The 26,000-nt window shown below is 72.6% G+C and carries 24 protein-coding genes; 11 read left to right on the top strand and 13 right to left on the bottom strand.

The window, feature by feature from the left end; all coding sequences use genetic code 11:
• Positions 1 to 49: 49 nt before the first annotated feature.
• On the top strand, positions 50 to 1,147 hold the full coding sequence (rsgA, locus tag V5E28_RS07830) for a ribosome small subunit-dependent GTPase A (RefSeq protein WP_336205727.1): 1,098 nt from the start codon (positions 50 to 52) through the stop codon (positions 1,145 to 1,147).
• A 74-nt stretch (positions 1,148 to 1,221) separates the two neighbouring features.
• Positions 1,222 to 1,851, top strand: a complete 630-nt coding sequence (locus V5E28_RS07825; RefSeq protein WP_336205726.1) for a phosphoribosyltransferase — start codon at positions 1,222 to 1,224, stop codon at positions 1,849 to 1,851.
• Here V5E28_RS07825 and V5E28_RS07820 read toward each other — a convergent pair.
• Positions 1,848 to 2,321 (bottom strand): ATP-binding protein, encoded by a 474-nt coding sequence (locus tag V5E28_RS07820; protein WP_336205725.1) that lies wholly within the window; start codon positions 2,319 to 2,321, stop codon positions 1,848 to 1,850. The two genes, V5E28_RS07825 and V5E28_RS07820, sit on opposite strands and share 4 nt — an antisense overlap.
• A 125-nt stretch (positions 2,322 to 2,446) precedes the next feature.
• Between V5E28_RS07820 and V5E28_RS07815 the strand changes: the two genes are divergently transcribed.
• Positions 2,447 to 3,349, top strand: coding sequence for a helix-turn-helix domain-containing protein (locus V5E28_RS07815; protein ID WP_336205724.1), 903 nt, complete (start codon positions 2,447 to 2,449; stop codon positions 3,347 to 3,349).
• Between the two features lie 136 nt (positions 3,350 to 3,485).
• Positions 3,486 to 3,719: a DUF397 domain-containing protein gene (locus V5E28_RS07810; protein WP_336205723.1), complete on the top strand. Its 234-nt coding sequence runs from the start codon at positions 3,486 to 3,488 to the stop codon at positions 3,717 to 3,719.
• A 183-nt stretch (positions 3,720 to 3,902) separates the two neighbouring features.
• Here the strand turns inward: V5E28_RS07810 and V5E28_RS07805 are convergent, their stop codons facing one another.
• The 4 genes from V5E28_RS07805 to V5E28_RS07790 form a co-directional block, all read right to left on the bottom strand.
• On the bottom strand, positions 3,903 to 4,214 hold the full coding sequence (locus V5E28_RS07805; RefSeq protein ID WP_157245964.1) for a WhiB family transcriptional regulator: 312 nt from the start codon (positions 4,212 to 4,214) through the stop codon (positions 3,903 to 3,905).
• A gap of 100 nt (positions 4,215 to 4,314) precedes the next feature.
• Positions 4,315 to 5,160 carry a sucrase ferredoxin gene (locus V5E28_RS07800; RefSeq protein WP_336205722.1) on the bottom strand — a complete coding sequence of 282 codons (846 nt, stop codon included), beginning with the start codon at positions 5,158 to 5,160 and terminating at the stop codon, positions 4,315 to 4,317.
• Positions 5,161 to 5,282: 122 nt separating this feature from the next.
• On the bottom strand, positions 5,283 to 6,764 hold the full coding sequence (locus tag V5E28_RS07795; protein WP_336205720.1) for a glycerol-3-phosphate dehydrogenase/oxidase: 1,482 nt from the start codon (positions 6,762 to 6,764) through the stop codon (positions 5,283 to 5,285).
• Positions 6,757 to 7,266: a TetR/AcrR family transcriptional regulator gene (locus V5E28_RS07790; RefSeq protein ID WP_336205719.1), complete on the bottom strand. Its 510-nt coding sequence runs from the start codon at positions 7,264 to 7,266 to the stop codon at positions 6,757 to 6,759. The genes V5E28_RS07795 and V5E28_RS07790 overlap by 8 nt, the downstream gene beginning before the upstream one ends.
• A gap of 31 nt (positions 7,267 to 7,297) precedes the next feature.
• Between V5E28_RS07790 and V5E28_RS07785 the strand changes: the two genes are divergently transcribed.
• Positions 7,298 to 8,854, top strand: a complete 1,557-nt coding sequence (locus V5E28_RS07785) for an FAD-binding oxidoreductase (protein WP_336205870.1) — start codon at positions 7,298 to 7,300, stop codon at positions 8,852 to 8,854.
• Between the two features lie 22 nt (positions 8,855 to 8,876).
• On the opposite strand, the gene V5E28_RS07780 is transcribed toward V5E28_RS07785, so the two are convergent.
• Complete coding sequence (locus V5E28_RS07780; protein ID WP_336205718.1) at positions 8,877 to 9,287, bottom strand: hypothetical protein; 411 nt, start codon at positions 9,285 to 9,287, stop codon at positions 8,877 to 8,879.
• A gap of 131 nt (positions 9,288 to 9,418) precedes the next feature.
• On the opposite strand from V5E28_RS07780, the gene V5E28_RS07775 reads away from it, so the two are divergent.
• On the top strand, positions 9,419 to 10,918 hold the full coding sequence (locus tag V5E28_RS07775) for a metallophosphoesterase family protein (RefSeq protein ID WP_336205717.1): 1,500 nt from the start codon (positions 9,419 to 9,421) through the stop codon (positions 10,916 to 10,918).
• A 21-nt stretch (positions 10,919 to 10,939) separates the two neighbouring features.
• Positions 10,940 to 12,541, top strand: a complete 1,602-nt coding sequence (locus V5E28_RS07770; protein WP_336205716.1) for a bifunctional 3'-5' exonuclease/DNA polymerase — start codon at positions 10,940 to 10,942, stop codon at positions 12,539 to 12,541.
• Positions 12,542 to 12,603: 62 nt separating this feature from the next.
• On the opposite strand, the gene V5E28_RS07765 is transcribed toward V5E28_RS07770, so the two are convergent.
• The 3 genes from V5E28_RS07765 to V5E28_RS07755 all read right to left on the bottom strand — a co-directional run bounded on the left by V5E28_RS07765 (position 12,604) and on the right by V5E28_RS07755 (position 15,382).
• Positions 12,604 to 13,800 (bottom strand): MFS transporter, encoded by a 1,197-nt coding sequence (locus V5E28_RS07765; RefSeq protein WP_336205715.1) that lies wholly within the window; start codon positions 13,798 to 13,800, stop codon positions 12,604 to 12,606.
• Between the two features lie 149 nt (positions 13,801 to 13,949).
• Positions 13,950 to 14,765, bottom strand: coding sequence for an MOSC domain-containing protein (locus V5E28_RS07760; RefSeq protein ID WP_336205714.1), 816 nt, complete (start codon positions 14,763 to 14,765; stop codon positions 13,950 to 13,952).
• Between the two features lie 23 nt (positions 14,766 to 14,788).
• Positions 14,789 to 15,382 (bottom strand): TetR/AcrR family transcriptional regulator, encoded by a 594-nt coding sequence (locus tag V5E28_RS07755; protein ID WP_336205713.1) that lies wholly within the window; start codon positions 15,380 to 15,382, stop codon positions 14,789 to 14,791.
• Between the two features lie 64 nt (positions 15,383 to 15,446).
• On the opposite strand from V5E28_RS07755, the gene V5E28_RS07750 reads away from it, so the two are divergent.
• Entirely contained in the window at positions 15,447 to 16,235 is a 789-nt protein-coding gene (locus V5E28_RS07750; protein WP_336205712.1) for an alpha/beta hydrolase family protein, read from the top strand.
• Between the two features lie 15 nt (positions 16,236 to 16,250).
• Here V5E28_RS07750 and V5E28_RS07745 read toward each other — a convergent pair whose 3' ends face one another.
• The 4 genes from V5E28_RS07745 to V5E28_RS07730 form a co-directional block, all read right to left on the bottom strand.
• Entirely contained in the window at positions 16,251 to 18,539 is a 2,289-nt protein-coding gene (locus tag V5E28_RS07745; RefSeq protein ID WP_336205711.1) for a serine/threonine-protein kinase, read from the bottom strand.
• A gap of 110 nt (positions 18,540 to 18,649) precedes the next feature.
• On the bottom strand, positions 18,650 to 20,074 hold the full coding sequence (locus tag V5E28_RS07740; protein WP_336205710.1) for a DUF1116 domain-containing protein: 1,425 nt from the start codon (positions 20,072 to 20,074) through the stop codon (positions 18,650 to 18,652).
• Between the two features lie 103 nt (positions 20,075 to 20,177).
• Positions 20,178 to 21,539, bottom strand: a complete 1,362-nt coding sequence (locus V5E28_RS07735; protein ID WP_336205709.1) for an FdrA family protein — start codon at positions 21,537 to 21,539, stop codon at positions 20,178 to 20,180.
• Complete coding sequence (locus V5E28_RS07730) at positions 21,536 to 22,420, bottom strand: DUF2877 domain-containing protein (RefSeq protein WP_336205708.1); 885 nt, start codon at positions 22,418 to 22,420, stop codon at positions 21,536 to 21,538. Before V5E28_RS07730 ends, V5E28_RS07735 begins: the two co-directional genes overlap by 4 nt.
• Before the next feature lie 129 nt (positions 22,421 to 22,549).
• On the opposite strand from V5E28_RS07730, the gene V5E28_RS07725 reads away from it, so the two are divergent.
• From V5E28_RS07725 to V5E28_RS07715, 3 genes are all read left to right on the top strand, one after another.
• Positions 22,550 to 24,217: a PucR family transcriptional regulator gene (locus V5E28_RS07725; RefSeq protein ID WP_336205707.1), complete on the top strand. Its 1,668-nt coding sequence runs from the start codon at positions 22,550 to 22,552 to the stop codon at positions 24,215 to 24,217.
• An 11-nt stretch (positions 24,218 to 24,228) separates the two neighbouring features.
• Complete coding sequence (locus V5E28_RS07720) at positions 24,229 to 24,432, top strand: RNA-binding S4 domain-containing protein (protein ID WP_336205706.1); 204 nt, start codon at positions 24,229 to 24,231, stop codon at positions 24,430 to 24,432.
• 125 nt (positions 24,433 to 24,557) lie between these two features.
• Positions 24,558 to 25,883: a uracil-xanthine permease family protein gene (locus tag V5E28_RS07715; protein ID WP_336205705.1), complete on the top strand. Its 1,326-nt coding sequence runs from the start codon at positions 24,558 to 24,560 to the stop codon at positions 25,881 to 25,883.
• The last annotated feature ends 117 nt before the right edge of the window (positions 25,884 to 26,000 follow it).

Raw genomic sequence — 26,000 nt, 5'->3', positions numbered from 1 at the left:
GCTCACCTAGACCACCCGGGTTCCTTCTCAACCCAAGGGTGTAACTCCGTTGCTTTACGATCTCTCTCTACTCGGCTGGACCGCTTCTCGCGCCGCCGAGCTGCCTGACGGCACCATCCCGGCCCGGGTCTCCCGCGTCGACCGCGGGGCGGCCGAAGTCATCACCGAGGACGGCCAGCACCGCGTGAAGTACGGCGCCAGGGTGCGCCGGGCGTCGGCGGACGATCCGGTCGCACTGCCCTGCGTGGGCGACTGGGCCGCGCTGAAAGAGCTGCCCGAGGGCCGCTACGAGCTCGACGAGGTGCTGCCCAGGCACACGGCGTTCGTCCGGGGCGGCGTGAGCCGCGACTCCCGCGGCGGGCTGTCGGGCGACGGCCAGGGCCAGGTGCTCGCCGCCAACGTCGACATCGTCTTCGTCGCCGAGCCGTCCATGCACTCCACCGACTACGCCGACCTGGGCCGCATCGAGCGGCTGGTGGCGCTGGCCTGGGAGTCCGGCGGCACGCCGGTCGTCCTCATCACCAAGTCCGACCTGTTCGAGCAGGGCCTGGACGAGCTGCTCGCCGACGTGCGCACCGCGGCGCCCGGGGTGGCCGTGCACGCGGTGTCCTCGGTGCTCGGCGAGGGCGTCGAGCTGGCACGGGGCTATCTGGAGGGCGCCCGGACGGCCGTGGTGCTCGGCCCGTCGGGCGCCGGCAAGTCCACCCTCGTCAACGCGCTGGCGGGCGACGCCGTGATGGAGACCCAGCACGTGCGCGCCGGTGACGGGCGGGGCCGCCACACCACCGTGCACAGGGAGCTCATCCCGCTGCCCGGCGGCGGGCTCGTCATCGACACGCCCGGCATCCGCAGGGTCGGGCTCTACGAGATGAGCCAGGGCGTCGACATGGTGTTCGCCGACATCGAGACGCTGGCGGGCAGCTGCCGATTCCACGACTGCGGGCACGACAGCGAGCCGGGCTGTGCCGTACGCGCGGCGGTGGAGAGCGGCGAGCTGCCGGAGCGGCGGCTGCAGAGCTGGCGCAAGCTCCAGCGCGAGGCTACGTGGATGGCCGCGCGCACGGACGCGCGGCTCCGCAAGGACCTGCAGAGCAAGTGGAAGATCATCCACAAGGAGATGCGCCGCTCAGGCCGGAACCGCCCGTAGCCCGCACCAGGGGAGACGCTCCGTCCGCTCCGGCTGTCCGTGCGAAGCCGGAGCGAGCGGGTACGTCCAGGTGCATGGAGCGCGTGTTCGTCGACCGTTCAGAGGCCGGAGCGCTGCTCGCCGAGCGGCTGCTCGACATCCGCGACCCGGTGGTGCTCGCGCTGCCGCGTGGCGGGGTGGAGGTGGCCGAGCCCATCGTCACCAGGCTGGGCGGCGTGCTCGACGTGCTCGTCACCAGGAAGATCGGCTATCCGCCGTCGCCCGAGCTGGGCGTCGGCGCGATAGCCGAAGGCGGCGAGCCGGTGTTCGACCTGGCGCTGCTGGCCAGGCTCGGCCTCACACCCGAGTCCCTGGTGGGGGTGGTGGCCGCGGAGCGGCGGGAGCTGGCCCGCAGGGTGCGGGTCTACCGGGGCGAACGGCCGCTGCCCGACCTGGAGGGGCGCCAGGTGATCGTGGCCGACGACGGGCTCGCCACCGGCGCGACCGCGCGGGCGGCGCTGCGGGCGGTCGCCGCCGCCAAGCCCGCCCGGGTGACGCTGGCGGCGCCGGTCGGGGCCAGGGACACCGTCGAGGCCATGAGCCGGGAGGCCGACGAGGTGGTGGTGCTGTGCGCCCCGGCGGACTTCAGGGCCGTGGGCCAGTGGTACGAGCGCTTCGACCAGCTCACCGACCGCGACGTGCTCGACGTGCTGGCCAGGCACTAGCCCGGCAGCACGGCCCAGACGAGCTTGCGCGGGCCATTGGGGGTGAGCCAGCCCCAGCCGGTGCAGAGCGCGTCCACCAGCCGGAGCCCGCGGCCGTACTCGGCGAAGACGTCCACCACCGTGGCGATCGGAGCCTGCCGGTTGTGGTCGGCGACCACGCAGGCGAGCTCGGCGTCCTGGCGCAGCAGCCGCAGCTGGGTCGCCCCGCCGCCGTGCCGCATCGCGTTGGTCACCAGCTCCGAGGCCACCAGCGACGCGTCGAACGCCGCGCGCTCGGCCCCCCACGAGCCGAGCGTCTGGTCGACGAACCGCCTGGCCATGGCCACGCAGCCAGGGTCGGACGTGCCGAGATCGGGGAACAGGAAGATCGCGTCGCGGTCGCTCGGGCCGCCGTCGATCAGGACGGCGGACAGCCATCCTGGCGGCCGGGTGCCGCTGGCGGCTTGCGGCCGGGCGTCGAAAGTCGTCATTCTGGCCCCCGAAGCGCGGTCTAGGTGATCCAAAGCCCATCTTTACGGGGAGTGCTTACCGATGCAAGACTTTTCGTGGTTTACCGATGCAAATCGCATCTGCACGTGCAGATGACCTGGGAGAGATGACGTTGAGCGCACAGAGCGCGGAGAGCGTGGGGAGCACCATCCTGAAGCACGCGCCGGGAAGCCCGACCGTGCTGCGGATCCTGCTCGGCACGCAGCTGCGCAGGCTCCGCACCGAGCGGGGCATCACGCGCGAGGACGCCGGTTACTCCATCCGGGCCTCCCACGCGAAGATCAGCAGGCTGGAGCTGGGCCAGGTCAGCTTCAAGGAGCGTGACGTGGCCGACCTGTTGACCCTCTACGGCGTCACCGACCCCGTCGAGCGGGCCCCGCTGCTCGCCCTGGCCAAGCAGGCCAACGCCCCCGGCTGGTGGCACAAGTACGGTGACCTGCTGCCCGGCTGGTTCGAGGTCTACATCGGGCTGGAGGGCGCCGCCTCGATCATCCGCACCTACGAGAACCAGTTCGTGCCCGGCCTGCTGCAGACGCCCGGCTACGCCAGGGCGGTGATCCAGCTGGCCCACGAGCGGGCCCCCGGGGCCGAGATCGACCGCCGGGTCCGCCTGCGCATGACGCGGCAGGGGAGGCTGTCGGGGGAGAACGCGCTCACGCTCTGGGCGGTGATCGACGAGGCGGTGGTGCGGCGCCTGCTCGGCGGCCCCGAGATCATGCGGGAGCAGATCGAGCACCTGCTGGCGATGACGTCCGAGCCGAACATCACCCTGCAGGTCATGCCGTTCGAGCGGGGCGGTCACGCGGCGGCCGGCGGGCCGTTCAGCATCCTGCGCTTCCCCGAGCGCGAACTGCCCGACGTGGTCTACATGGAGCAACTCACCAGCGCCCTCTATCTGGACAAGACCGCCGAATCCGAGCACTACATCAGGGTCATGGACCGGCTGAGCATCCAGGCGGAGCAGCCCCAGCAGACCAGGCGATTCCTGGAACGGCTCCTCAACGGCTGAAATGTCGCCCGAACTCCTGTGACCCACGGCATAGGGGGATTTTTGGTCATCCCGTATATGGCGATCGGCGCGTCACCGTATCCTCTGGCCGTAAGCACAGATGCACGTGCATCTGTAAGGCCAAGGAGTCGCACCCATGCCTGAGTTCCGGAACGGAACGCCCGCCCGCCGCCTTCCCGTCGTCTGGCGCAAAAGTGCGCGGAGCAATCCCAACGGCAACTGCGTCGAGGTGGCACCCCTGCCGACAGGCGAGGTGGCGATGCGCAACTCACGCTTTCCCGACGGCCCAGCCCTGGTCTACACGCAAGCCGAGATCACCGCGTTCGTGCTGGGAGCCAAGGACGGGGAGTTCGACGACCTGCTCAACTAGTGCGCGGGCATGCGAAAGCCGCCGTCCGAATGGACGGCGGCTTTTTGGTGCGCGGGCTGAGGTTCGCCTGATCAGGCAGTTGTCCCGACCGGGTTCGCCGGGGCCTGGGCTTGGCTGGCCAGGCTCCGGTTCATCGGGACAACTACGGGATCACGCGATGCTCTGCGATTGCTGCCGGGCGGGTCAGGCGGCGGAGATGCCGGCGCTGGCCGCGCGGCGCATGCGACGGCGACGCTCGGAGGCGCGCTCGTCCTCGTTGAGGCCGCCCCACGTGCCGTACTTCTCCGGACGGGACAGAGCGTAGTCAAGGCACTCGTTGCGGACAGGACACCCGCCGCAGATCGCCTTGGCCTTGCGCTCGCGTACATCGCGCTCGGGCTGCCGCTCTCCGTCAGGGCCGAAGAAGAGCACGAGGTCCTCACCCCGGCACGCGGCATCATCCTGCCAACCCCAGCTGGGGCGCGGGCGGGCGAGCTGCCGACGTACCTGAGACATGAGAAAACCACCTTCGTGAGAGGTATTTCGGTAATTGAGCCGCATTGGACGTTTTGGCGTCACTGTTCCAACGCAATCCAGGACCGTGATGTTCCCTTGGTCAGCTGAGGGCCGGCGTGGTGTACAGCACAGGCGCGAGCCTGTCCAGCGAAACCAGCCGGTAGGTGGTGATCTTCTCGGCGCAAACCGTGCCACACGGCGCTTGGAACGCCGATGGCTCAACCACAACCTGGAACCGGACGTCTCCGCAGCGCACGATGGCTTCGGTGACGTCGCCGTCCGACCTTGAGGATTCCACGGCCACCGCGCCGACGGAGCACTCTCCCGTATGGGCTCGGGCAAAGTGTTCGACGGCTTGCAATGGCTCAGGGATGCCTGCGCGCCCCCGGTAACGGTCGAGAATGACCTCGCCCAACCGGTACGCGTTAGCCGCTGCGATCGCAGCAGCCTGAGACATGCTGCCGTAGAAAATTCCGTGTGGCAAGCACACGAGGTTGGCGGCGTACCGATCGCCGCCAACGTGTGACGTTTCCCACACTCTGTCCGGCAGAAAATTTGCCAGCGTACGAGCGAGGGGCAATCCAATGCGGGCGCAGCACGCATTGCGCTTGGCGTGCGTGCAGACCAGAAATACCGGCTCGTCTTCAAGTATGCAGGACTCGGGGACCACTCCGGCCACCAGCGCGTCCAGGTCAAGATCGTCAGGACCTGCGACGACACCCCCGGCCAGCCAGGGAGCGTCGCCCACGGCGTAGCCCAGTAGCACACGGATGCCCTGCTGTCGCGGGCGGGTGCGCTTTCCGGGGCGGCGGATCAGCTGGGGCCGGATGCCGCGTTCGAGCGCCCGCGCGACCAGTTTGGCGATGTTGTCAGGAAGCTTGGAGTTTTCCAGGTGTGACGGCCACGGGCCCTCGTGTTCGATGAGCAGCCAGAGCCGTGCACCCACCGTGGCGCTGGCCAGGGTGGGTATGCCACCTGTGTGGCAGCCCTCCGCGTGTTCACAGCCTTTCGCCACAGTCCCCTCTTTCCGTTAATTAGGTAAGACTAACCTAACGGAAAGGTTTGATCTCAGCGGAACGCCGACTCCGCCACCCGGGCCGCCCGCTCGCGGTCCCCGGCGACCAGGCCGATCCGGGTCCTGCGGTCGAGCAGATCGGCCACGTCGAGCGCGCCCTCGTGCCTGACCGACCAGATGAGGTCGCCCGCGGTCAGCCCGAGCCCGGCCTCCTCAGGGTGGGCCTGGACCAGCCGCTGGACGGCGCCCGCCTCGGCGCCGTAGCGGCGGACCAGCCTCGGGGGAGCCCCGGCAGGCGCGGGTCCGGCTCCCACCAGCGGGAGGGCGGCCGTACGGCTCGGGCCGGCGCGCAGGCCGCGGACGGCGACCGCCCGGTCGACGGCGTCCTCGGCCATCCGCCGGTAGGTCGTCAGCTTGCCGCCCACCACCGTGACGACCCCGCCGCGCGTCAGCACCGCGTGCCTGCGCGACAGGTCCGCGGTCCGGCCCTCGGCGGCCAGGAGCGGCCTGAGACCCGCGTAGGCGCCCGCGACGTCCCCGCGTGTCAGCTCGGTCTCCAGCACCGTGTTCAGCACGCTCAGGAGGGTCCTGATGTCCTCCTCCGGCGCCTCGGGGACGTCAGAGACGGGACCGTCCACGGCGACGTCCGTCAGCCCCACGTGGACGAGCCCGCCGGATTGAGGCAGTACGAGCGCGAACCGGTTGCTCTCTCCGGGAATGGGCACGTGCAGCCCGGTCCGCAACCCCGGCAGCGCGTCCGCCCGCAGGACGAGGTGCGTGCCGCGGGAGGGGCGCAGCCGTACCCGGGGGTCCAGCGTGCCCGCCCACACGCCGGCCGCGTTGATCACCGCTCTGGCCCGGATCGCGAACTCCGTGCCGGTCATCTCGTCACGCACCCTGGCGCCCGTCTCCGACAGCTCCAGGGCGCGGCATCGGGTCAGGATCTTCGCGCCGTGCCCGGCCGCCGTCCTGGCCAGGGCCACGACCAGCCGGGCGTCGTCCAGCAGTCGCCCGTCCCAGGACAGCAGCGCGCCGCGGAGGCCGTACCCGCTCAGAGCGGGCGCCAGCGAGCGCGCCCGGGACGCCCCGAGCCGTGAGGGGCCGGGCAGCAGGCGGCGCGGGGTGCGCGCGGCGGCCCGCAGGCCGTCGCCGAGCCGGTAGCCGGACATCACCAGCGCCGCCTGTCCCCGGGAGACGCCCGGCGTGAGCGGCAGCAGGTAGGGAAAGGCCTTGACCAGGTGCGGGGCGGTGCGGGTGAGCAGGATGCCGCGTTCGACCGCGCTCTCGTAGGCCACGTCCACCTGCCCCTTGGCGAGGTAGCGCAGGCCGCCGTGGATCATCTTGGAGCTCCACCTCGACGTGCCGAACGCCAGGTCGTGGGCGTCGATCGCGGCCACGCTCAGGCCGCGGGAGGCCGCGTCCAGCGCCGCTCCCGCGCCGGTCGCGCCCAGCCCCACGACCAGCACGTCGACCGTCTCCTCGGCGGCCTGTGCCAGCTCCCCGGCCCTCCTGTCGGCGTTGAGCGAGCTATCCAAGGTAGGCCTCCAGCAACGTGGCGAGTTCGGTGTCGAGGTCGTCGAGCGTCATCGGGCCGAGCATGGTCGGTCCCGACAGCAGGAACGACTGGGCGACCAGGAGCACGGCCCTGGCCTTGCGGGCGCCTCCGAGAGCGGGCTCCAGCAGGCCCAGCACGGCCTCCTGGCTCGCTCCCCGCCGATCCAGCAGGTAGGGCAGCAGCAGCTCCGGGTCCGCGTCCACGATCTTGCGCCAGAGCGGGTGCTCCCGCATCGTGCGCACTCCCGCCACCACAGCCCGCACCGGGTCGGACAGGTCGAGATCGGTGAGGACCGCCACGAACTCGCGGGTCATGAGGTCGGCGACCAGCGTGCGCACGTCCGGCCAGTGGCGGTAGATCGTCATCCGCGACACCCCTGCCCGGCGTGCCACGTCGGTGAGCGTGGTGCGCCGCACCCCGTAGGCGAGCACGCAGTCCCGGGCGGCGTCCAGCACACCCTCATTGTGACGAATCGACGGCATATGTCACAGTGTATGCGTGCCTTCCGAACCGATGCTCTGGTCGGGCTGGGGCGACCCCGCCAAGGCCCGCGAGCTCCCCGAACAGGTCCGCCGCCTCCTGCACGACCTCCTGGGCGTGCGCGAGCCGACGGCTCCCGCCGCAGCCCTGGAGTCGGTACGCCTGCCGCCGGTCGCGCTGGAGCCCGGGCAGGTCCGGGCGTTCGCGGACCTGGTCGGCGCCCGGCATGTCCTGACCTCCGATGAGGCGCGGGTCCGGCACACCCGCGGCAAGTCCACGCCCGACCTGCTCCGGATGCGCGCCGGCGACGGCACGGACGCGCCGGACGCCGTCGTGCTGCCCGGCACCCACGACGAGGTGCTGGAGGTGCTGCGCCTGTGCGCCGCCGAGCGCGTGGCCGCCGTCCCGTTCGGCGGCGGTACCTCGGTCGTCGGCGGCCTGGCGGCCTCCCGCGCCGGCTTCGCCGCGGTGGTCTGCCTGGACCTGAGCCGGCTGGACCGGCTGCTCGACGTGGACACCGAGTCGATGATCGCCACCTTCGAGCCGGGCGTGCGCGCGCCAGAAGCCGAACGCCTGCTCGCCGCGCATGGCCTCACGCTCGGCCACTTCCCGCAGTCCTTCGAGTACGCCACGCTGGGCGGCTTCGCGGCGGCCCGCTCCAGCGGCCAGGCCTCGGCGGGCTACGGCCGCTTCGACGACATGGTCGTCGGCCTCACCGTGGCCACCCCGGCCGGCTCCCTGGACCTCGGCCGGGCGCCCAGGTCCGCCGCCGGCCCCGACCTGCGCCAGCTCGTCCTCGGCTCCGAAGGAGCCTTCGGCGTCATCACCCGGCTCCGCCTGCGCGTGCGCCGGTTGCCCGCCGAGCGCCTCTACGAGGGCTGGCGCTTCCCCGACTTCCAGGGGGGCGCCGCGGCACTGCGCGCCCTCGCCCAGGACGGCCCGCTCCCCACCGTCCTGCGCCTGTCCGACGAGACCGAGACCATGATCGGCCTGGCCCGGCCGGACGCCATCGGCGGCGGCGACTCCGGCTGCCTGGTGATCGCCGGCTACGAGGGCTCGCAGGTGAGCGAGCGCCGCTCGGCCGCCGCCGCCGTCCTGACCGGCCTCGGCGGCGAGCCGCTCGGCACCGAGCCGGGGGAGGCGTGGGCGCACGGCCGTTACTCCGCCCCGTACCTGCGCGACTCCCTGCTCGCCGCCGGGGCCACCGTCGAGACGCTGGAGACCGCGGGCTTCTGGGCCGGCCTGCCGCGCCTGTACGACGCGGTCCGGCTGGCGATGCTGGGCTCCCTGGGATCGCCGCTGGTCATGTGCCACATCTCGCACGTGTACGAGACCGGCGCGTCGCTGTACTTCACCGTCGTGACGGCCCAGGAGGCCGACCCGGTGGCGCAGTGGGACCGGGCGAAGGCCGCGGCGAGCGAGGCCATCGTGCGGGGCGGCGGCACCATCTCGCACCACCACGGGGTGGGCCGCGACCACCGCGACGCCTACGCCGCCGAGATCGGTCCCCTGGGCGCGGCGATCCTGCGCGCCGTGAAGCGGGAAGTGGACCCGGCGGGCATCCTGAACCCGGGCGTCCTCATCCCCTGACGTGCCGTGCCCGGCGCACCTGTCAGTCCGGTGGCGGGAGCAGTTCGTCCACCTCGGACAGCAGGGCCGCGGCGTCGCCGTAGCGCTGGAGCGCCTCGTAGGTCTCGGCCAGCGTGCGAAGGGACGCCAGCAGCAGGCCGCCGCCCGGCTTCCTGGCCAGGTCGACGGCCTCCTCGGCGAGCGGGAGGGCGTCGGCGGGGCGCCTGCGCCCGAGGTGGACGCGGGCCCCGGTGCGGAGCGCGCGGGCCAGGAGGGGCAGGTGCTCGGGAGCCTCCGCCGCCAGGGCCCGGCTCATGGCGATCGCCCGGTCAGCGCTCCTGATCGCGCCCCGCCCCCAGCGGCGCTGGGTCTGCGCGTAGGCGAGCAGACCCTCGACGGCCTGCACCGCCGTGGAGCTCCGCCGGAGCGCGTCATCGGAACCGTTCCGCGCCATGGAAGCCCTCCTTGGCGACGACAACCGCTTGCTTGGGGCGTCGAGGTTACACCATCATGAACCATCTGTGTCGGCAACGACACTCTCCGTTCCGGATGCGCTTCCGGGGCGACATTGGCAAAGATGTGTTCATGGTGGATATTGCGGCGGAGCGGGGGAAGCGGGCGTCGTCCCGGGTGTCGGAGGAGGGCGCCGGCTGGTCCTGCCAGCAGATCGGCACGTTCGCCGGGCTGCGGCCCAACGGGCACGGCTTCAGCTGGCTGAACTTACGGACGCTGTGGCGCTCCAGGAACGAGATCCTCGCGGGCCTGCTCGGGGACCCTTCGGGGGAGGTGCGCGGCAGATGGGTCGCCACGCAGGAGGCGCGGGGGGTTGACGGAGAGTTCCGGATCAGGCCCGGCCTCGGGGACAGCTTCGACTTCCTGCTGCTCGGCGACACCGGTGAGGGCGACGCCTCCCAGTACGCCGTGGTGCCGGGGATGCTGAAGGCGGGCGAGGGGACCGCCTTCGCCGTGATCGCCAGCGACGTGATCTATCCGGCCGGATCGGGAAACGAGTACGGCGACAAGTTCTTCCGGCCGTACCAGGAGTACGACGCGCCGATCTACGCCATCCCCGGCAACCATGACTGGTACGACGGGCTGGGCGGTTTCATGCGGGTGTTCTGCGACGCGCCGCCGCTGAAGCCCAAGCCGGACCGGGGGCTGCGCGGGCTGCTGTGGCGCAAGCCGGAGACCATCGACGAGCGGGTCCTCGCCGACGCCCGCGAGCTGCGGAGCAGGCCGTCGCAGCAGCTGGCGGGACAGGCCGCGCAGCCGGGACCGTACTGGGTGATCGAGAGCCCGAGCCTGCTCGTCGTCGGCGTCGACACCGGCATCAGGGGGACGATCGACCGCAAGCAGACCGAGTGGCTGCGCCGCGTCTCGCTCGACCCCCGCCCGAAGATCCTCGTCACCGGCAAGCCGATCTACACCCGCAACGAGTACAAACCGTCCAAGCTGGAGGACGGCGGCACCATCGACGACATCGTCACCGACCCCCGGCACAACTACGTGGCGGCCATCGGCGGCGACGTGCACAACTACCAGCGCTACCCGGTCCAGGTCGGCGACCGGGTGATCCAGTACATCGTCTCGGGCGGCGGCGGCGCCTTCATGCACGCCACCCACACCATCCGCCGCGTGGACGTGGCCGGGGTGCACGAGGACGACTACCGGTGCTACCCGCTGCGCGGCGACTCGCTGTCGTTCTACAGCCAGCTCTACGCCAAGCGGCTGCGGATGAAGTGGATCTGCCTCACTCCCGACGAGGCGGCCTGCATCATGTCGGAGCAGATCAAGAACACCCCGGTCAGGCCCATGGACGGGCCGGTGACGGTGACGGCGCGGATGAGGTGGGCGGCCCGGCTGCTCGGATCGTGGCCGTGGCCGTTCCGGCTGCCGGTGGACAAGGTCTTCCACCGCTATCTGTCCGAACTGTCGGACTGGGACACCCCGCCGTTCTTCAAGCAGTTCCTGCGCGTGTCGGTCACCCCCGACCGGCTCACCCTGCGCTGCTTCGCCGCGACCGGATGCCTGCAGCAGGAGCTGGAGCCGCCCGTCGAGGACGAGGTCGTCATCGGTTTGTCGTAGCCGCCTGGCACCCTTGGAGACGTGTACACGGTGCTGGCAGGAGAGACGATCCTCCCTCTCGGGGGGACGGCCCGGCTTGCCGGCGCCCCGCGGGCGGCCGCCCGCGAGGCCGGCCCGGCGGGCTTGGCGCAGGCCGTGCGCGGGCTCGACGCCGGGCCGACGCGGTGGGTGTGGGCCGACACCCGCGAGACCTACCCCGATCTGCTGCGGGCCGGCGTCCGGGTGGGACGCTGCCACGACGTCACGCTCACCGAGGGGCTGCTGCTGGCGCACGAGGGTCGCTACGGCGAGCCCCGCTCGGCCAGGGCCGCCCACGCCCGGCTGCACGGGCTGCCCGTGCCGGACGAGCAGCCCAGCGCGCCCGGCACCCTGTTCGCGCCCGAGCCGCTGGGCGCCGAGGCGGTGGCCGAGGTGCTGGCCGGGCAGCTCCGCAGGATCGAGGCCCTGCCCGATCCCGGGCGGTTCCGGCTGCTGGTGGCGGCCGAGTCGGCAGGCGCTCTGATCGCCGCCGAGATGGGGCACGACGGCATGCCCTGGCGCAGGGACCTGCATGACACGCTGCTCACCGAGCTGCTCGGGCCGCGCCCGGTGCACGGCATGCGACCGGCCAAGCTGCAGGCGCTGGCCGACGAGGTGTCGGCCGCCTTCGGCCACCCGGTCAACCCCGACTCGGTGCAGCAGCTCGTCAAGGCGTTCAAGGGCGCCGGCGTGGCGCTGAAGTCCACGCGCTCCTGGGAGCTCAAGAGGATCGACCACCCCGCGGTCGCGCCGTTGCTCGCCTACAAGGAGCTGGCCAGGCTCTTCAGCTTCCACGGCTGGACCTGGGCCGACCAGTGGGTGCGCGGGGGGCGGTTCCGAGCCGAGTACGTGGTCGGCGGCGTGGTGTCGGGGCGCTGGGCCACCAGCGGCGGCGGCGCGCTGCAGATCCCCAAGGTGATGCGGCGGGTGGTGATGGCCGACGACGGGTGGACCCTGATCGTCGCCGACGCCGCCCAGCTGGAGCCGCGGGTGCTGGCCGCGATGGCCGGTGACGCGGGGCTGGCCGCCGCGGCCGGCGAGATCGACCTCTACTCGGCGCTGGCCAAGTCCTTCGGCGGCGAGCGTGACAACGCCAAGATCGCGATGCTGTCCGCCATGTACGGCGGCACCAGCGGCGACGCCGCCAAGCTGCTCGCGGTGATGCGCCAGCGCTTCCCCGAGGCCTACCGGTTCGTCGAGGACGCGGCCAAGGCGGGCGAGGAGGGGCGGCTGGTGCGCTCGTGGCTCGGCCGCACCAGCCCGCCGCCGTCGGAGCGGTGGAAGGAGCTGGTGTCCGGCCCCGAGGGCGGCAGGGCGGCGCGTGACCGGGGCAGGTTCACCCGCAACTTCGTGGTGCAGGCCACGGCCGCCGAATGGGCGCTGTCCCTCATGGCGGTCCTGCGCGGGATGCTGCCCGATCCCGCCAGGCTGGTGTTCTTCCAGCACGACGAGGTCATGGTGCACTGCCCGCTGGAGCAGGCCGAGGAGGTGATGGCCGGCGTCTCCGCGGCGGCGGCCGAGGCCAGCAGGCTGCTGTTCGGGCGGACGCCGGTCCGCTTCCCGATGGAGGCGGTCGCGGTCAGCTGCTACGCCGACGCCAAGTGAGGGGCAGCCGCTACGCCGGCGCCACAGTGAGGGTCAGGTCCTACGCCGACGCCACGTGAGGGTCAGGTGCCCGAGCGTCGCCACGTGGCGGCCAGCCAGAGCCCTGCCGCCGTCACCATGACGCCGACGACCAGGCCGAGCACGCCGTAGGACAGGCCGCCCACGATCGCGCCCGCGATGATCGTGCCGGTGGCGCCGCAGACGTTCATCAGCAGGTCCGACAGGCCCTGGACCGCGGGCCGCTCCTCGATCGCCACCGACTCGCTGACCAGTGCCGAGCCGGCCACCAGGCCGCACGACCAGCCCAGGCCGAGCAGGAACAGCGCCACGGTGACCTGCCAGACACGGTGATCGGCCGTGCCCGCCAGGATGGCCGCGCCGAGCAGCAGCGCCATGCCGAGCAGCAGCACCGGCACCCGGCCGGCCTTGTCCGCCAGCCAGCCCACCACCGGTGACATCACGTACATGCCGGCGATGTGCAGGCTGATCACGATGCCGATGACGTCCAGGGTCGAGCCGTCGTGGTGGAGCTTAACCGGGGTCATCGACATGATCGACACCATCGCGGTGTGGCTGACCGCGATCATCACCAGCGCGCTGCGTGCCATCGGGGTGGTGCGCAGGGTGAGCCAGGCGGTCCTGACCGTCCGGGTCCTGCCCCTGGCGGTGGGCGGGGTGCCGTCGAGCTCGCGGGCCAGCTTGAGCGGATCGGGACGCAGGCCTGCCAGGACGATCAGCAGCGCCCCCGCGAACGCCAGCGCGGCGAAGGCGAACGGCCCGGCCTTCTCCACCAGCCCGGCGTCCATGCCGATCCGGTCGGCGGGCTCGGCCAGGTTGGGCCCGGCGACCGAGCCGATCGTGGCCGCCCAGACGACCAGCGACAGGTGCCTGGCGGCGTGGCCCGGCGGTGACAGGTCGGTGGCGGAGTAGCGGGCGGCGAGGTTGCCGGCGCTGCCACCGCCCACCAGCACCAGTCCGGCCAGCAGCAGCGGCCAGTTCCCCATGCCGATGGCCGCGACCGAGATCGCGCAGCCCAGCAGCGCCGCCAGGTAGGCCAGGGCCAGCCCGGCCCGGCGCCCGCCCCGCCCGGCGGCCTTGGCGATCGGCAGGGCGAGGAGCGCGGCGCCGAGCACGGTGGCGGTCCCGGCGAACCCGCTGATCACCGTCGAGCCCGACAGCTCGTCCACGACCACCGAGCTGAGGGCAAGCCCGACGGCGACTCCCACCCCGCCCACGATCTGGGCGCCCGACAGGACCATCAAGGTACGGCGCTGAATGTGACGGATCTGGTCGGAAGGTGATTTAGCGGGCTTTGTGGGGGCGCTGGTCACCTGTGAAGTCTCGCATAGCCCACGAGATCCCCCCAAAGAGGACAGTTGTCCTTCCCGATGGGGGGAGGTGAGACCTCTCAGAGCACGGTGACCGGGTCGCCCTTGGCGATCCGGCCGGTGGTGTCGGGGATGAGGTTCAGGCCGAACCAGGTCTTGCCGTCCCATTTGCGGTGCCTGGCCAGCGTGCGGAGGGGCTCCCTGCCCTTGGTGAAGGTCTCCGGATCGACAGTGGTCAGCGCGCACCGGTCGCAGAGCTTGGTCGCCCGGAAGTCCACCTCGCCGATCCGTACGCGCTCCCACTTGTCCTCGGCGAACGGGACGTCCACGCCGTCCACCACGACGCTCGGCCGGAACCTGCGCATCGACAGCGGTTCCGGCGCCTCCTCGCCGAGCTCGGCAGCCGTCCGCGCCGTCCACTCGTCGAGCTGCGCCAGCGAGGCCGTCGAGGTCAGCAGGAGCGGGTAGGCGTCGGCCAGGCTGACCCGGTCGTCCGGCCTGCCGTAGGCGGGATCGACGGGACGCCGGGTCGGATCGTCCAGCCAGGCGAGCCTGCCCGGCCGTCCGATCAGCGCGGACATCCAGGCGGCGGCGTCGTCGCCGCAGTCGGTGACCTCCACCGGCGTGCCCCAGACGTCGGCCGTGAACCGGCGGGAGGAGGGGGTGACGCGCAGCGGCGCGGCGTGCGGGCCGGTGAGCGTGATGGTGTCGCCGTCGGGCTCGGCCACACAGGCCAGCATGACGGGGCGATCCCGGGCGGTCAGCGGCTCGCCGTGCTCGTCGACTACCAGGTAGCGCCGGTCACCGGCCAGCCCCCACGGCTGCACCTCGCACTCGCGCACCTCGTGCCCGCCCGTGGACTTCACCGGGTAGAAGTGGATACTCGCCAGCTCCATGCGGCCGACCGTACAGCAGGAGATCAACGCGCGGGGACGGCGGCCGCGAGCAGGGTGAGGGCGGCCTCGCGGGCGTGGCGGGCGGCGGGCTCGCTGCCGGGGTGCAGGTCGGCCGCGGTGGTGCTGCCGGAGACGAGCATCAGGAGCTGGCGGGCCAGCACGCCGGGATCGCGGGCGCCGGCCAGGGTGGCGATGTCCTCCAGCAGGGCCAGCCGGCGGTCGAGATGCCGGGCGGCCACGGCGCGGGCCGGCCCCTCGTGGTGCTGGGTGGCGGCGTTGACCAGCGCGCAGCCGCGGAAGCCCGGCTCGCCGTGCCAGCCGGCGAGCGCGTCGAAGACGGCGGCGAGCCGGTCGGCCGGGTCCGGGCCCGCTGAGTCGGCCGCCGCCCGGAGCCACCGGGTGACCTTGTCGCTGCGCGCCTCCAGCACGGCCTCGATGAGGCCCTGCTTGGAGCCGAAATGCCGGTAGAGGGTCTCCTTCGACACACCGGTGCGGGAGCACAGGTTCGCGACGCCCACGCCGTCGAGGCCGTGGTCGTAGAAGGCGGCCGTGGCGGCCTCCAGGATCGCGGCGCGGGTGCGGGCGGGGTCGAGCGAGGTTCCCTTGGCTACCGGCATGCCAGAGATGGTACCGTGCGGTTCGCACACACATGGTACTGATCGGTTCGATGAGGTGATGGGTATGAGAGCCGCCACGCCCGCGGTGACGTTCGACAGCGACGGTGTCCAGTTGCTCGGGGTCCTGCACGTGCCGGAGGGAGCGGGGCCGCATCCCGTCGCCGTCCTGTTCCACGGCTTCCCGGGCAACGAGCGCAACTTCGACCTCGCGCAGTCGCTGCGCCAGGCCGGATACGCGAGCCTGGTCTTCCACTACCGCGGGTCCTGGGGCGTGGGCGGGGACTGGTCATGGGCGAACGGGCTGGACGACGCCGCGCGCGTGCTGCGCGCGGTGCGGGACGAGGAGTTCGCGGCGGCCCACCGCCTCGACCCCGGACGGGTTGCGGTCGTCGGGCATAGTTTCGGCGGGTTCGTGGCGCTGATGAGCGCCGCGGACGATCCGGGCATCGCCGCCACCGTGTCGGTGTCCGGCTTCGACTTCGGTACGGTCACGCGCGGGCTCGACCCCGCCGGGCGGCGCGCGACCGTGGAGGCGTTCGACGGAGAGCTGCTCCCGCTGCGGGGCACCAGCGGCGAGGCGCTGGTCGCCGAGATGGAGGCGGCGGGGGAGCGGTGGAGCCTGGCGGTGCTGGCGCCGCGGTTCGCCGGGCGCAACGTGCTGCTCATCGGCACCGGGCTCGACCCGGTCACGCCGGCCGAGGTGCACCACCGGCCGCTGGTCGGCGCCTACGCCTCGGCCAGGCTGGAGCATCGCGAATGGCCCACCGACCATGCCCTGTCCGACCACCGGGCCGAGCTGGCCGGCACGGTCCGCGACTTCCTCGACCGCGCGATCGGCGGCGCGCCTCGCTAGGGTCCCGCAGGAGCGTCAGGTGCTCTGGCGGAAGGTGTCCAGGAAGACCTTGCGCGTCTCCGCCTGGTCGTCCCAGGTCAGCTCCGGCAGGTCGAACGTGATCTTGAAGGCGGCGCTGTCGTCGATCGTGACGAACCTGGTCAGGGCGTGCATCGGGACGCCGTTCTCGGTGGTGTAGGTGTACTCCCAGTCGGCCGCCTTCCAGCCGCGGTAGCGCACCGCCTGGAGCTGCACCTGGATGTAGCCGTCCACGCCGCCGTCGGCCTCCTGGCGGCTCAGCTCCGACAGGCCGCCGTCGGGCTGTGGCGTCACGTCCTCGACCACGATCCGCATGTTCGAGTCCTTCGGGCCCGTGAACGTGGCCTCGCCGCCAGACGCCGCCAGCTTCCAGGTCGGCGGCACCGCGACGCTGAACCCGGCCGGCGTCTGCTCCTCGTAACCCTCGGGCACCGGCGAGGCCTCCGCCTTGGTGTCCGCCTTGGTGTCCGCCTCGGTGTCTGCCTTGGTGCCCGGATCGGGATCGGCGGCGTCGGCCGCGGGCGCGCTGCTCGCCACGGGCGCCGGCGCGCCGCTGCCGGAGGCGATGAACATCAGCGCCGCCACCACGGCGAGCACGGACGCGACGGCCGTGATGATCAGGACCGGCGTCGGCCGGCCGTCCCGCACCCAGGCGTTGCCCGTCTCCTCGGGCCTGCGCCTGCTCTTGGTGTTGCGGTGCGCCACGCCGGGCAGGGTCGCCAGGCGGCTGTGCGGGACCTCCCGCGACAAGCCCCTGGACTGGTCGCGCAGGTCGTCGGCGGAGGCCAGCGGCCAGGGGGCGGGGCGGCCGCCGGTCCGGCTGTCGCTGGTCAGAGGGAGTATCGGCGGCGCCGACGGCTCGTCGGGATCCGGCAACTGCCCGCGCAGGCTCGAATAGGGCTCCGGGGCGCCGAAGGGCGGCTGCGGGCTCGACGGGCTGTCCAGCAGGCCGCGCGACACGAACGGCGCGTCCGGCGCGTCCGGCGTGCGGCGCGGGCCGGTCCCCGGCATGGGGTACGCGCCCGACCCGCCCGGCGCGCTGCCCGGCGGCATGGGGTGCGCGCCCGACGCGCCCGGCGGCATGGGGTGCGCGCCCGACGCGCCCGGCGGCATGGGGCGGGCCGCGTTCTCCGGCATCCGCTGCGGGCCCGAGTGGCTGGTGAACGCGTCGAACCTGTCCGGCCGCGGCGGTGACGGCAACTGGTCGGTGCGGTGGCTGCCCGACGGGCTCGACATCCCCTCGAACGGCATCGAGTAGCCGCCGGAGGGGCTGTTCAGCGGGTCGTACGGCACCCGTACAGGACCGGAGGGCGTCTCCACGATCCGTGAGGGCAGCGGGCCCGACGACGAGTCCAGCCCGATGGGCTCGGCCTGCGGCGGCAGCGGTGGCGGCGGCTCGGGGGCGCGCGGCCGCACCGCGCCGTGGGCGCCCAGCACCCGCTCCAGCAGCTCCTCGACCTGCGCGGCGGTGAGCCGCTCAGCCGGGTTCTTGCGCAGCAGCCCCTCGATGACGGGCCCCAGCGCGCCGGACCGCTGGGCCGGGTTCGGCTCCTGCGTGAGCACCGCGCCGAGCACCGCGATCGCGTCGGGCCCCTCGTACGGCGGCCGCCCCTCGACGGCCGCGTACAGCGTCGCCCCGAACGACCACAGGTCGGCCGCCTGGGTGATGTGCTGCCCGGACAGCCGCTCCGGCGGGATGTAGGCGGGCGAGCCCATGAGCAGCCCGGTCTGCGTGATCGTCACATCGCCCTCGATCGCGGCGATGCCGAAGTCCGTCAGCACCACCCGGTCCGAGGTGAGCAGCACGTTGCCGGGCTTGATGTCGCGGTGCAGGATCCCGGCGGCGTGCGCGTGCCTGAGCGCGTCGAGCACCCGGATGCCGATCTCGGCCGCCTGGATCACCGGGAGCGGGCCGCTCTGCCGCACTGCCTGCTCCAGGGACCAGGCCCGGACCAGCTCCATGACGATCCAGGGCCGGCCGTCCTCCTCGACCACGTCGTGCACGGTGACGATGCCCGGGTGGGTCAGCCGCGCGGCCGACCTGGCCTCGCGCAGCATCCGCCGGTGGGCCACCTGCTTGCCCGCGTGGTCGAGCCCGAAGGGCAGGATGAGTTCCTTGACCGCCACGTCACGGGCGAGGAGCACGTCGTGGGCGTGCCACACCATGCCCATGCCGCCCCTGCCGACCGGTGACATCAGCCGGTATCGCCTGCCGATCAGGCGGCCCTGGCTCTGCGGAGCGCCTCCTTCAGCGCCGGGGCCGCTGAGCACGCGGTCCGCTGCCATGTCCAGCCCCCATCTTCAGCCTCATCCGCCACACGCATCGCGTGATGGTTCCAAGTTATGAGGTTCGCCACGATATAGGCACGTCAATCAGAGCGAAAGCCGAAACGTCATTACAAGGCATCTGACGTGCTGATATGTCCGTTGAAAGATGGATCATTAGCGGAATCCGCCAGAGCCGTGAGCGCGCTGGTGAACGCCTCCGCCGGCGGGCTCACCAGCCCGGCCCCGACCTGCCCGGTGCCCGCCACCCGCCCGGCGATCCCGGTGTTGACGACGGGCAGCACCCCGGTCCTGGCCACCAGCGTGACGTCGATCCCCACCGGCGTGCCACGGAAGCCCAGCCCCGGAATCTGATAGACGGGATGCTCGGCCAGCGTGATCTCGTACATGGACCGGGTCGCCGCCACCGCGTCCGCCACCTCGCCGCCCACGAACCGCACGATGGCGGGGGCCGCCGCCATCGCGAACCCGCCCAGGCCCGACGTCTCGGTGATCGTGGAGTCGCCGATGTCCGGATTGGCGTCGGCGGGACCGTACGCGCCCAGATAGAGCCCGTCCGGCACGCCCGCGGGCCCGGTGAACCAGCGCCGCCCGAGCCCCGAGACCTGCACGCCGAAGTCGGTGCCGTTGCGCGCCATGGCCACCACCAGCGACGAGCCGGGGACGTCGCGGGCGGCGTCGGTGCTCACCTTGGCCGCGGCCATGCCCGCGTTGAGGAAGAAGTGGTCGTTGCCGGCGATGAAGCGCAGCACGTCCGAGGCGCTGCCCGGGGCGGCGTCGGCCACGGCCGGGGCGAGCTCGCGCAGCAGCAGCGAGGTCGCCGCCCGGTTGCGGTTGTGCAGCTCGTCGCCCATCTGCAGTGCCTGCGCGATCAGCGCCCGCAGGTCGATCGGCCCGGCCAGCTCCACCGCCGCCGACAGCACCGGCCCGAGCACGCTGTCCATCCAGCTCAGCCGTTCGAGCACCTCGTGCCCGAACGCGCCGTAGCGCAGCACCTTGCCCAGGCCCTCGTTGAGCGAGCAGTAGGCGGTGCCGCCGTGCTCGGCGTCACGCACCTCGAACATCCACATCGACGGGCTCACCACGCCCGCCATCGGACCCACGGTCGCGTGCTGGTGGCACGGCTCCAGCGTGACGTCCCCCGCGGCCAGGGCGGTCGTGGCCGCGTCCTCGTCGCGGGCGTACCCCTCCAGCAGCATCGCGCCGATCAGCGCCCCCCGCATCGGGCCGGAAGCCCGCTGCCAGGTGATGGGCGGGCCCGCGTGCAGGAACATCCGCCCGGGCAGCCGCAGCAGCTCCGACGCCCGCCGCACCCCCACCAGGTACGGGCGGGCGCTGGTGAGCCTGCGCACGGCCAGCTCGTTGGCGGCCTTCGTGCGCGGATCGGCCAGCACCCTGGCCAGGGCGCCGGACGTGCCGGCGAGAGGCGGGCGCCAGGCCACCGGCGTGATGGCGGCGGCCTGCTCGCGCAGCGACTCCGCCAGGAGGTCCGCGCCGGCCGTGATCACCCGGGGCGGGCCGTCGAGCAGTGTCATCGAATCTCCTTGGAAGGCCCGGCAAGAGCTGTGCCGCCCGCACGGCGAGGGCGTTCCGGGCGGCGACCGGCGGTGGGACGGCGACCCTCGCGAGGGGTGGCGGTCACAGCAGGCCCCTGGCGTGGCGGGCGGCCTGGGCGTTGGAGGCGAAGACGGTGGCGCCCGCCCGGCGGAACGCGTCGGCTTGCCGGCGCAGGCCCTGCGGGTCGGCCTCGGTGCCGATGAGCGCGACCACGACGGTGGCCCGGGCGCTCGCGACGGCGGGTGCCAAGGTGGCGGCCGGATCGGGGTCCGCGGCGTGGCCAAGCACGACGTCCATGAGCACCACGTCCCCTGGCCGCACCCGTCGCAGCGCCTCCAGCCGGAGCGTCGGGTCGATCATGGGGTGGGCGCGGCCCCGGGTGTAGGCGTCGTCGCCGTAGTCGGTGAACTCCCCCTCCCCGGCGATCAGCGCCGCTTCCGCGCACAGGGTGCCGCCCGAATAGATGCCGACCAGCGTGCCGGGCTCGTCCGGGCGGTCACGTGGCTGGGGCGCCGCCGGCTCGCCGGGGCGGCACGGCCACTGCGGCACCGGCCGGCCGAGGGCCCGCAGGGCCTTCTCCGTCGCGCTCGTCAGGTCCTCGCCCTGACCGAGCAGCGCCGTCACGACCGGCGTGCGCAGCGCCGCCACCGCTTGTCGTACGGCGTCCGCCACTTCGGGGGAGGGCGGTTTGGAGATCAGCATGATGAGTTCGGTGGCGGGGTCGTCGTCGAGCATGCGCAGCGCCCGCAGGGTGGAACGGCCGCCGATCGGCCCCGACAGGTCCCTGCCGCCGACGCCGAGCACGTGGCTGACGCCCACCTCGGCCAGGTCGAGCAGGCAGGTGACCTGCTGCGCGCCGGTGCCGGAGGCGGCCACCACGCCGACGGGACCGGGCCTGAGCACGTTGGCGAACCCGAGGCCGACGCCGCCGATGACGGCAGTGCCGCAGTCGGGGCCCATGACCAGGACGCCGCGCTCGTCGGCCAGCTCCTTCAGCAGGCGCTCCCGCGCGACGGGCACCCCGTCACTGAAGATCATCACTGGGAGTCCGGCCTCGACGGCGTCGAGCGCCTCGCAGAAGGCGTGCTCGCCCGGCACCGACACCAGGACCAGATCCGCCGGTGACCTGGCCGCCGAGCGGGTGGTGAGCGGCGGCTGGTCGGCCGCTTGCGCCGCCCGCGTGGTCGACAGCGAGGCGAGCCGGCGATCCAGCTCCGCGACCGCCGGTTCGGTGTCCGGCCCGCGCAGCGCCACGAGCAGGTCTCCCGGCTCCGCGTCGGGCAGCTCGAAGCCCAGCTCGCGGGCGAGGTCGAGGTTGAGCTCGGTCGCCATCGCGACGATGGCCACCTCGACGCCGGGCAGCTCCGCCAGCGCGCCGCTGACCCGCATGAGCGTCACCGAGTCGTGGTAGGCGCCCTGACGCACGAACACCGCGTCGCTCAACGGTGACCGCCCAGTGCGAGGACCGCTCCGAGGCCGATGGCGATCCCCTGCGCCAGGTCGGCGCCGGAGGTGTGGCCGAGGCCGTGCAGCCGTTGCAGCGCCGGTTCGAGCGCCTGGCACCCGGCGAGCCCGCGCAGCACGGCGATCACCTCGGGGCACGCCTCCCCCCTGGCGGCGCAGTGCAGCAGCGTCGCCGAGATGGGCGTCGTCCGGGTGCGGGCGTCGTAGGTGACGGTCGCCGCCAGCCAGCCGGCGAGCCGCACCGCCGGCTCGACCCCGGTCGCGACGCCCAGGTGCCTCAGCGTCACCAGCAGCCCGGCCAGCACGTCGTCCCCGCTCGGAGTGAGACCGGGGCCGAGGCCCACCAGCCGCTCCGCCGCCGTCACCGCCCCCAGCAGCCAGCCGGAGGCGCAACTGGTGGCCAGGAGCTCGACCATGTCGTTCCCCGCCAGCCCCGGAGTCCCCTGCTCGGCGTGGAAGCCCGGATCCGCGCAGGGCGGGGGCCTACCCATGGACGCCCGCGCCAGCAGCGCCGGATCCACCTCGCCCAGCGGCGGCGCCGGATCCCACCAGCGGCGGGCACGCAGGCTCAGCCGCCCCAGCTCCACCGACCCGTCGCCGACGAACGCCTCGTCACCCACCGTGACGTGCGGCAGCTCGGTCGCCAGCAGCATCGAGTTGGGCAGCCGGGTCGCCTCGCCGGTGATCACCGCGATCACCGAGGGCTCCAGATCCGTCCTGACCTCCAGATAGATCCCGGCCGGGAACGCGGCCAGCACCCTGGCCGGGCGCCGGGACGCCTCAAGAACCGGGCGTACGGCCGCGCTGGCGGCGCCCGTGACATGGACACGTACTCGCCGAGCGTGAGTACCGACGGTCACCTGACCTCCCTACCGACCCTGGACCTGACCGTAGAACGGCCCGGCAACCCTCCGTACGGAGAAATTTGCCAACAGTCAGCGGGAAGGTTGGCTCTTCCTGACAGACGCTTGTGGGGTCACAATCACCACATGGAGCCCCCGGTCCGTCTCGCCAGCACCGGAACGATCATTCACGGCGTGTCCGTGGGGGAGGTGCTGGGAGTGTCGACGCTCGCCGACGCCCGGCTGATAGCCGGGGAGAGCGGGCTGGGCCGCATCGTGCAGCGCCTCAACGTCATGGAGGTGCCCGACGTCCTGGCCTGGGTGAAGCCGCACGAGCTGCTGCTCACCACCGGCTACCCGCTGCGCAACACCCCGCAGTCGCTGGGCCGCCTGGTCGCGGACCTGGACGAGCGCGGGCTGGCGGCACTGGCCATCAAGCTCGGCCGCTACGTCGACGAGCTGCCCGACGAGATGGTCGAGCAGGCCGACAGGCTCGGCTTCCCGCTCATCCTGCTGCCGAACGACGTCGGCTTCGACGACATCCTCAACCAGGTGCTGACGGACATACTCAACCGCCAGGCGGCCGTGCTCGTCCGCGCCGAGGAGGCGCACCGGGCGCTGGTCCAGGTGGTGCTGGCCGGAGGCGGGCTCGACGAGGTCACGGCCGAGGTCGCCACCCTGCTCGACGTGTCGGTGGCGGCGGTGGACGGCGGCGGCAGGGTGCTGGCCGTCGCCGGGCCGCCCGCCCACGTCTCGGTCCTGCGCGAGTCGATCGTCCGCGAGGGCCCGCCGGCGCCGCCCGCCGGCGCGACCGGCTCCGCGGTCAGCCTGCCGCCCACCTCCACCTCGGCCGGCACGACGGGCCCGGTGCCCGCGCGCGACCGCACGCTGGCCTCGGTGCCGGTGATCGCGGGCGGGCACCACCACGGGCGCATCGTCGCCTACAGCCCCGCGGGAACGATCCGCGACAGCGACGTCGGCATCCTGGAACGCGCCGCCACCGTCGCCGCGCTCGCCGTCACCCGGCAGGAGGCGGTCAACGCCGTAGAGAGCAAATACCGCGCCGATTTCCTGCGCGACGTGCTCACCGGCAGGGCGGGCACGGCCGAGCGGGTCACCACCAGGGCGCGGGCCTTCGGGTGGGACCTGGAGCGGCCGGTCACCGTGCTGGTGGCCGAGCTCGACCCCGAAGGCGACGAGCGCACCGCCCAGGACCGCCTCGTCACCTGCTGGACCGCCGCGATGCGCCGCCACGACCCCAGAGGCGCGGTCGCCGGCTTCTCCCACGAGGTGGTGGCCGTGGTGGACGCCGCCGTGGACGCGGCCAGGGTGGCCAAGGACGCCGCCTTCGCCTTCGCCGACCCGCCCCCTGCAACGTTCTCGACCGGCACCTCCCGGCCCAGCCGCGGCGCGGAGACCCTGCCGGAGGCGTACTCGCAGGCGCTCAAGGCGGCCAGGGTCGGCCGGCAGCTGCACGGCCCAGGCGCGGTCGCCCACTTCGACCAGCTCGGCGTCTACCGCCTGCTCTCCCTGGTCAACGACACCGAAGAGCTGCACGCCTTCGTCCGCGAGACCCTGGGCCCGCTGGCCTCCGACGCCGACGCCGAGAACCCCGACCTGAGGCGCACCCTGCAGGTGCTGCTGGAGACGAACCTGAACGTCGCCGAGACGGCCAGGCGCCTGCACTTCCACTACAACACGCTCCGCTACCGGATCGGCAAGCTGGAGCGCCTCCTCGGCAACTTCACCGACGACCCGCACCTGCGCCTCAACCTGACGCTGGCCCTGCACGTGCTGCGGATGCGCGGCATCTAGTCTTGTCACCCGTGGACTTCGAACTGCGCTCCGACTACATCCCGCTGTGCGACCTGCTGAAATACTGCGGCGTCACCGAGACGGGCGGCATGGCCAAGCACCTGATAGCCGAGGGCATGGTGCTGGTGGACGGCCAGGTGGAGCTCAGGAAGACCTGCAAGATCCGCGCCGGCCAGGTCGTCAGCGGCGACGGCTTCACCATCAACGTCGCCTAGCCCCCGGCGGCGCCGTCCGTCACCCGGCGCACCGGAAGTGCCGGCCCACCCCTTATTGTGCTCTCCGACACGATGTCGGAGGCATACCCGCTGGTCATGCGGGTGATGGTGGATGGGATGGGCGGATGGCGCTCGGGTGGAAGCTGCACGGCGACGGGAAGAGCCTGACGCCGGGTGAGGTGGTCAAGCCGGACGAGCGGCTGTCGTGGCCGCGGATGGTGGGGTTCGGCGCCCAGCACGTGATCGCGATGTTCGGCGCGACCTTCGTGTTCCCGCTGGTCATGGGGTTGGACGCGAACCTGGCCGTGATGATGTCCGGGGTCGCGACGATCATCTTCCTGCTCATCGTGCAGGGCAAGGTGCCCAGCTACGTCGGGTCCAGCGCCTCGTTCGTGGGAGCCGTCGTGGCGATCAGGGCCGGCGGCGGAGACAGCGCGACCGTCACCGGGGCGCTGCTCGCCGTGGGCGTGGTGCTGGCCGTGGTCGGACTGGCGATCCACCTGCTGGGGGTGCGGATCCTGCACCGGGTGTTCCCGCCCGTGGTCACCGGCGGGGTGGTGATGCTGATCGGGTTCGGGATGGCGTACGTGGCGGCGGACGTCTACTGGCCGCAGGACCCGTGGGTGGCGCTGCTGACGATGGCCGCGACGCTGGTGTTCATCGGGGTGCTCCGCGGCTTCCTCGGCCGGATCGGGGTGCTGCTGGGGCTGGTCTTCGGGTTCCTGCTCTCGTGGGGGTGGGACGCGGTCGGCGGGATGATCACCGCGCCCGACGCCGGCGGCAAGGTGAGCGAGCACTTCCGCGTCAACCTGGACGCCGTGGCGCAGGCGGACTGGATCGGGCTGCCGGCGCTGCACGGCCCGGTGTTCGAGGCCTCGGCCGTGGTCCTGGTGCTGCCCGTGGTGATCGCGCTGATCGCCGAGAACGTCGGGCACGTGAAGGCCGTCGGCGAGATGACGGGCGCCGACGTCGACGCGTACATGGGCAAGGCCGTCCTGGCCGACGGCGTCGGCACCGTGGTCGCCACGTCCGTCGGCGGGCCGGCGACCACCACCTACGCCGAGAACATCGGCGTCATGGCCGCGACCCGCGTCTACTCCACGGCCGCCTACTACATCGCGGCCGTCATCGCGATCCTGTTCGGGCTCTGCCCGAAGTTCGGCGCGCTGATCGCGGCCACGCCCGGCGGCGTGCTGGGCGGGGTCACCACCATCCTCTACGGCATGATCGGGCTGCTCGGCGCGAAGATCTGGCTGGAGAACAGGGTCGACCTCGCCAACCCGGTCAACCTGCTGCCCACCGGCGCGGGCATCATCTGCGCCATCGGGCCGGTCGCCTTCCCGATCACCGACACCTTCGCGCTCAGCGGCATCGCGCTCGGCACCATCGTGCTGCTGCTCGGCTACCACCTGCTGCGCCTGGCCCGCCGGGAGCGCCCCGCGCACGAGTGATCACCGGGCCCAGCGGAAGGGCGTGCGCAAGGCGACCTCTGGTCAGGGGGTCAGATTTGGCAGATCATGCCCGTGTACGAGCACGCCAGCGGGCCTAATGTGCCCGCAACGCAAGCC

Origin of the sequence: Nonomuraea sp. LPB2021202275-12-8, from assembly GCF_037044575.1 — a bacterium.
Classification (GTDB): Bacteria; Actinomycetota; Actinomycetes; order Streptosporangiales; family Streptosporangiaceae; genus Nonomuraea.
Note: the sequence above shows the minus strand (reverse complement) of the source record. Positions and strands in the feature narration are given on the sequence as shown.